Origin of the sequence: Zooshikella harenae (assembly GCF_018837975.1) — a bacterium.
Taxonomy (GTDB): Bacteria; Pseudomonadota; Gammaproteobacteria; order Pseudomonadales; family Zooshikellaceae; genus Zooshikella; species Zooshikella harenae.
In genome coordinates this window covers 1-6,936 of record NZ_JAGSOY010000121.1, presented here as the reverse complement: position 1 = coordinate 6,936, position 6,936 = coordinate 1, and the positions used below count along the sequence as shown (strand labels likewise).

The window sequence follows — 6,936 nt, the reverse complement described above, 5'->3', positions numbered from 1 at the left end:
TGTCTCAAAATTAAGTGTCCGATGGCATTAGACCAGAACAGTCGTCATCCTGAGCTGGGTAATTTAAACCTTATTCGTAAGCCTGCTTGTATCACCATTCGGGGCGAAGATGAGGACCGGGTTATCCATGGGCTGGTGGCTTCCTTGGTTGAGGCAAGTCCAGGTAATCGTTATACCGAATATGCCGTTAAAATCGTGCCTAAACTGTGGTTTTTGCAATACCGTGAAGACTGTCGCACTTATCAAAAGCTTACGGTGCCGGAAATTGTTGAGCAGGTGCTGGTTCGTGCTGAATTTCAAAAAGGCATTGATTTTGAATTTCGCTTAACTGAAGACTATGAAAAAGAGACGTATATCGTCCAATTTAATGAGTCTGATCTCAATTTTGTATCCCGCCTATTGGAAAAAGAAGGTATTTTTTATTACTTCGAACACACTGCTGACAGCCATAAATTGATCTTTGTCGATCGTAATGAAAGCTTGGAACCCATTGTGGGGGACACGCTGGCCTTTCACATGAAAACCGGCATGGTACCTGATGAAGACTGTTTGGATTCGTTAAAGCAGAGCGTGAGCCGTACCATTGGTAAGGTAGTTATGCGGGACTACAATTTTCACAAACCCAGTTTAAATCTGGAAGTGGAACATACCTTAGGTGACGCCAACGCTGTAGAGAATATTTACCCTGGTGGCTATAAGACCATTGAAGCCGGTCAGCGTTATGCGCGAATTCGGTGTGAAATGCATCAGGCTAAAAAGGAAATTGTCACAGCCGGTGGTACTTACCGAACGATGATTCCTGGGTACACTGCTGCAATCACTGATCATCCTGTCAAAGTCATTAATAAAGCTTACATCATCACCCAAGTTATCCATGAAGGACGACAACCACAAGGCTCGGATGAATATGCTGTGGGCGAGGGGGCATATTATCGTTCACGTGGCGTATTTACACCAAAAGCCACAGTGTACCGTCCTCAGCAACGACATAAAGCTCCTAAAATGCCGGGTAAACAAACCGCTGTTGTGACCGGGCCTGAAGGTGAAGAAATCTATACCGATGAATATGGTCGGGTAAAGGTTCAGTTTAAATGGGATCGCGAAGGTAAGCTGGATGAAAACTCCTCGCGCTGGGTACGTGTCATGCAAACCTGGGCTGGGCCGCAATGGGGCAGTATGGTGATTCCGCGAATCGGGCAGGAAGTGACCATCGACTATTTAAATGGTGATGCGAACCACCCGGTGGTAACGGGTGTTGTTTATCATGGCAAACACCAAACGCCGTATAAATTACCTGATCATAAAACCCGGTCGGGTTTTAAAACAAATTCAACTCCGGGTGGTGGAGGTTTTAATGAATTTACGTTCGAGGATAAAAAAGACCAAGAAGTAATTATGGTCACGGCAGAAAAAGACCTGGATGTTCGCATCAAAAATGATCGGCGTGAGCATATTGTGGGCGATAATACGGTTACCATTTACCAACATGACTTCAAACATGTAAAACAAGATCAACACATTAAAGTTGATCAAAACCATGAGCGGGCGGTGAAAGGGGATTATCACGAAACCGTAATGGATACCCGTCATTTAAATGTTGATGGTGAGCACCGGATTGAAGCCAAAGATATGAACTTTAAATCCGGTGATAAAGTAGTCTTGGAATCGGATACGGAAATTACCTTTGTGGCTGGAGGTAGCTCTATCACGATTACTCAGGAAGGTGTGTTTATTGATGGTAAGACCATAAATGTACAAGGTCCATCAGGACAACCGCTACCTGTTAATATCATTACCCCTGAACGTCCTGGTCTGGCTGAAGAAGCAGATGATGGGAATCCTTTGCGGAAGGAACCTTTAAGGAAAAAATCAAAAAGGCCAAAAGTTTCAAGTTCTCTATCTCCGGCAGAGGCTGTTCCAGTAAACAGCTTTGCGGGGCAGAATACGACTTATTCTGACTTAAAGGATACGGTTGATTCCTATAAGCCGGAACCTTATAACCCAAATAAAGAAGGTTATATTTTAGTTGAAGAAGGAACATTTAAACAGGGAAATCTGTCAAGTATAAATGGTCGGTCAATAATCTTGACGAATAACTATAAGCCGGGTGATCCTTTGCCTTCAGATTGGATTACAGGAGATGAGCCTAGTAATAGTTATCTATCAGCTAATGAAGGCTATACTGACAGCGATATCAATAAGCTAAATATAGTAAAAAGTCAGCATTCAAGGTTATTAGAAAATACTTTGACAGAGGAAGTCATGTTTTTTTCAGATACAGCAAAAGATGCTTATGCTATAGTGAACCATTTTATTAATGGCAGTGGAGCAGAATTTGTATTTCCTAAGCAATCAAATTTAGCTGGTGAGTATAGAGGGTTTAATCAGTATCAGAATATGAAAAAGCAAGTCATCAGTAAGCTAAAGAGTATTTATACCTCAAAGCCGTTAAACTCGAAGAATGTTACAAGAACACTATCTAGCGTGAGCTTACCCTATGTTCCAATTAAATATGCAATATCCTCTTTAGATGATGCTGCAGCATTTATTGGAGGGTTACAAGCACTATCTGGTAGATATAAAGTATATAAGCATCCTTTTACGAGAAATACAAAAGTATTTATTACTGATATAAAATTATATGATACGTTTGGGGCTGGCTTTGAGGATGGAGGAGGTACAGAAAAAGCCCGATGGTCTGATGGTTTGGTTGGTATGTTCGTATTACAGCATTATAGAAATGTAAAGAATAGTAAGTTATATCAACCTTTTGTAGTGGTAATTGAAGTTGAATAAATATATAAAAAGTTTATTGTGTTTATATATAACTATTGGCTTAATAATAAGCATAGTGTGGTTATATATGCTTGGAGTAGATCTTTGTCTTGAGGATAATGAGTGTGTTTCTGCCTATAGTTTAAAAGATGTAATAAATGATGGACTAGTTTTCTCTATGATATTAAACATCCCTTTTTTAATATCATTCATTTGTTATATTATTTTTCAGTATTACAGTAAGCTAATTAACAATATTTTTATAAAAATCATAATGTTTCTTGCAACGGTTACTCTTTTGATTGCCGCAGATCTTGGTATCAAGATAGGAGTGCATGATGTCTTTTCAACGAGTCTGGCGGGAAATAGTAGTTATTTTGAAGGTGATATGTATAAATACACTTCTCTTTGTTATATGTTTATTAGCGTGCCCAGTATCTTAGCTTGTTTAATGAGTAACATATATATAATTCTTCCTCTAAGTCTGAGAGAAAAAGTTAAAGTATGGTGAAGAAACTTTATGTTTGGTTATTTAGTGCATTAATGGTACATTTATTGCCAATTATAGACGTGTTTAATAGATATATTATAGAAGTATTTATTGTTGCTTGCATTTTGTTTCTATGCCTCTTTTTTACAACAATTGCATGCATTTACCGTAATAGGGGAGAATATGTCATAGCTTTAAAGCTTGTCCCATTACTGCTGGTCACTATTTTTATGTTGTGTTGTTACCTTCTGGGTTTATTAATGACATTTAGGTTAATACCCTTGCACCATTAGCAGCTAATTGTAAGTCTATAAGTGTTGTGGCTTTTTATGCGAATTAATAAATGTGCTCTTTTGGTTCTTCTCTTAGTTGTCAGTTCTATATTGGGCTTTTTTAAGTGGGCTGAAAGAGGGCTATCCGATCCTCGTTATGAGTATGATAGTCCTAATGGAAAGTTTAAAGTTGTTGTATATCAGCTATCAACATTGACTGAACCGTATGAGCTGTTTGGTAAGCTATATGAAAATGAAACAGGAAAGTTTATTGCGGAAAGTCAGTCTGTTCCCACTGAACGCTTGTATTGGGATATTGGTGGAGATGATGAGGTTCATATTGGGGTAGACAAAATTTTTGACCTCAAGGATTATGATACGAAATACAAGAGCTTTATTAAATAACTTTAAAACCAACAAGTCACAAATCACCATCCCCAACAAATTGACACTTGATTACTAATTTTATACCATTATTTCTATAGTTGGATAACCCTGCCTACATGGCGGGGTTTCTTGTTTTTGCCTCTTTTTTAGACAATTCACTGTACTTCAAATCATGTTCTTAAAGCTCACCTCGGTGGGCTTTTTTTATGCCTGTAAGAAAGGAATTTACCATGAAGATTACCAAATTGGTCGTCCATTGTGCGGACACACCGAACGATAGAGATGTAACCGCTGAAGATATACATCAATGGCATATTCAGCGGAAATGGGCGGGGATCGGTTATCACCGTGTTATACGACGTAATGGGGTTATTGAACAGGGCCGTCCTGAGTATTGGGAAGGTGCTCATGTAAAAGGCTATAACTCGACAAGCTTAGGCGTGTGCTTAATTGGCCGTGATCAGTTTACGGATGCACAGATGCAAAGTTTGGAGAGGGTATTACGAGACTGGAAAGTAAAATACCCGAATGCTGATATCTGTGGTCACTGCGATTTAGATCCCCATAAAACCTGTCCTAATTTTGATGTGAAAGGGTGGTGGGAGACAGTTAATCAGAAGGAATTAGTTAGCGATGAGTCTTAATAAATTAATTCCTGACATTGCCGGTTCAATCATGAGTGGATTAGATGATTTATTTACCAGCGATGAAGAACGGTTAAAAGCCCATAATAAAACCTTAGAAACACTTAACCAACCGCATATTCTCCAAGCCTTAACTACGCTAGAAGAGGCCAAGCATCCATCCATTTTTGTATCAGGTTGGCGGCCTGGACTCGGTTGGTTATGTGTCGGCTTACTGACGTATGCCTGGGTGTTAAGAGACTTAATAATAATTGCATTATCCCTTGCCAATCGCCTTGATGTGGTGGAAATGCTTCCCACGATTGATACCAGCCAACTGATTACATTAGTCCTTACGCTACTGGGTTTAGGCGGTATTCGGACCATGGAAAAGATGAAAGGTGTTGCGCGCCAACGATAAAAAAATGGTTACTCCGATGATTACCGAAAAAATGATTTCCAATGCGCCCTATGCGGCGAGTACGTTTACCATCATAGCGGGTTTTACCGTGAGAGATTGGGGCGTCATTATCGGAGTGATTCTTACCTTAATTACCGTCATCGTGAATTGGGTGTATAAGCATCGGCAGGATAAGAGGGAAGTCGAACGTCATAAACGTGAGCTTGAAAAATTAGGTATAAAAAATCATTAACCGCTGAATGATTACATTGTAAGGGAACTCGAAAAATACAACCACCCTATAACGAGTGGTGTGTGTTATTAATTAAGAGGGTCGGTGAAATACAGACTCCTATCAACGGCGGGCTTCAAACAGCAATAAAAGAACTTGAGGCACACAATGTGTGCACGAACGCTGGACCCCGCGAATTATCTATCATTAACGAGTCTGGCTTATATTCAGCTATCCTTAAAAGCCGTCGGTCTGAAGCGAAGAAGTTTAAGAAGTGGGTGACTAAAGAAGTGCTACCCAGTATCCGTAAGCATGGTGCTTATATTAATGGCCAGGAAATAGACGACCAGAAAATAGTCATGGCTAAAGCCTTACTTGCGGTAGAATCAATGCTTAAGTCTAAAAATATGGAGTTAGAAGTGGCAGAGGAGTATATTGATGAAGCTAAACCTAAAGTTGAATTTTATGATGATGTTACGCAAGCTTATGATGCAATTACTGTCGGCGAGGCGGCTAAGATATTAGGGACTGGTCGTAATCGTCTTTATGCTGAATTGCGACTTAATGGTTGGCTTAATCAGAATAATGAACCCTATCAACATGTTATTGAAAAAGGCTACCTAGACGCTAAATTAACTCAATTTAATCCTGATAAAGAAGGTTTAACAAGCTCTGTAGCACCTTTTGTGACAGGTAAAGGCTTAACTGTATTGCAACGAATGAGGACGCTAGAACAAGCTGCATAATTTGGGATGGAATGTTGCCCACTTAGGTGGGCTTTTTTTAAACGAAAACTTCAAAGGGGAGGCCATTCCTCTGCGAACTACGCAGACGAATGATAGACCTCAAGAATAAGTACTCTTACGTATATGCAGACTTGATTTTATAAGTGATAGATTGAAAGAATGTTCAAACAGTACCGTTTAAATGCTATATTCCAGCCCAGTTTTTATATTACTAAGTTGTTTTAATATATTGTGGAGTAGTAAGTGGACGTTGTATTTACTAAAGACTCTCCGGCAGGATTTTGGAAGAAGTATGTGTTGGGTATTGCTTTTTTACCAATTCTAATCACTATTCATGCAATTTCTGGTGACTCTAATGTACAGCTCATATCTATGGGTTTTGTTGGAGTATTACTTTGGAGCTTTCTGATATATAAAAGAAATGCATGGGGAGATACTATTAAATTTATAGAAAACCGTGTAATTATCGAAAAAAAAGGTCGTAAAAAACTACAGCTCGATTTTAATAGTATCCTTTCTGTTAAAAATAAATCGAAGGTTTTAGTTGTTGTATGGGGTGAAGGTCGAGATCAAAATCTTATTTTTATTGGTAGAGAAGCCTTTACCGATATGACTTGGGAAAAAATAGCAGAATCTTTTGATAAATTTTTGTCTCTCAAGAAAAAATAATATATTTATATTTTACGTTGTGTTTAATATCAACCCACAGTAGTGGGTTTTTATTGTCTATGTTAGAAATGGCAGCCATATTTGCATTGCTTTTAGTCGGTTTATTTCTATTTATTTTTAATAATAAAGATGAAGAAAAATAATTTAATTAATAATGTTGTATGTTGTAAATCACCTTGTTTTATAGTGTTTAATGGTCGCGGGTCCTTATTAAGCTAATGCTAATTTTCGCTGGTCCCAACCTCGCGGTAAACGCAAAAATTTTCCCCACCTATGCGCCGCACCAGCAGTTAGCCATAACCCCTTAAAAAACACTACTTTTGCCTAATTCCTTCTGAGGTG

The 6,936-nt window shown here is 38.7% G+C and carries 8 protein-coding genes; all 8 read left to right on the top strand.

The window, feature by feature from the left end:
• Positions 1–2,796 (top strand): type VI secretion system Vgr family protein (locus KCG35_RS23055; RefSeq protein ID WP_215822213.1); only part of this gene is annotated, 2,796 nt, incomplete at its 5' end.
• Between the two features lie 67 nt (positions 2,797–2,863).
• The gene (locus tag KCG35_RS23050; RefSeq protein ID WP_215822212.1) at positions 2,864–3,286 is read left to right on the top strand and encodes a hypothetical protein; all 423 of its coding nucleotides are present in this window, start codon (positions 2,864–2,866) and stop codon (positions 3,284–3,286) included.
• A gap of 308 nt (positions 3,287–3,594) precedes the next feature.
• A complete protein-coding gene (locus tag KCG35_RS23045) occupies positions 3,595–3,942 on the top strand; it encodes a hypothetical protein (RefSeq protein WP_215822211.1) in 348 nt (115 codons plus the stop codon).
• Positions 3,943–4,154: 212 nt separating this feature from the next.
• Positions 4,155–4,568, top strand: a complete 414-nt coding sequence (locus tag KCG35_RS23040) for an N-acetylmuramoyl-L-alanine amidase (protein WP_215822210.1) — start codon at positions 4,155–4,157, stop codon at positions 4,566–4,568.
• Positions 4,558–4,968 carry a 3TM-type holin gene (locus KCG35_RS23035; RefSeq protein ID WP_215822209.1) on the top strand — a complete coding sequence of 137 codons (411 nt, stop codon included), beginning with the start codon at positions 4,558–4,560 and terminating at the stop codon, positions 4,966–4,968. Before KCG35_RS23040 ends, KCG35_RS23035 begins: the two co-directional genes overlap by 11 nt.
• Before the next feature lie 16 nt (positions 4,969–4,984).
• Complete coding sequence (locus KCG35_RS23030) at positions 4,985–5,200, top strand: HP1 family phage holin (protein ID WP_215822208.1); 216 nt, start codon at positions 4,985–4,987, stop codon at positions 5,198–5,200.
• Positions 5,201–5,262: 62 nt separating this feature from the next.
• Positions 5,263–5,925, top strand: a complete 663-nt coding sequence (locus tag KCG35_RS27010) for a phage antirepressor KilAC domain-containing protein (RefSeq protein ID WP_309227489.1) — start codon at positions 5,263–5,265, stop codon at positions 5,923–5,925.
• Positions 5,926–6,168: 243 nt separating this feature from the next.
• On the top strand, positions 6,169–6,594 hold the full coding sequence (locus tag KCG35_RS23020) for a hypothetical protein (protein WP_215822207.1): 426 nt from the start codon (positions 6,169–6,171) through the stop codon (positions 6,592–6,594).
• The last annotated feature ends 342 nt before the right edge of the window (positions 6,595–6,936 follow it).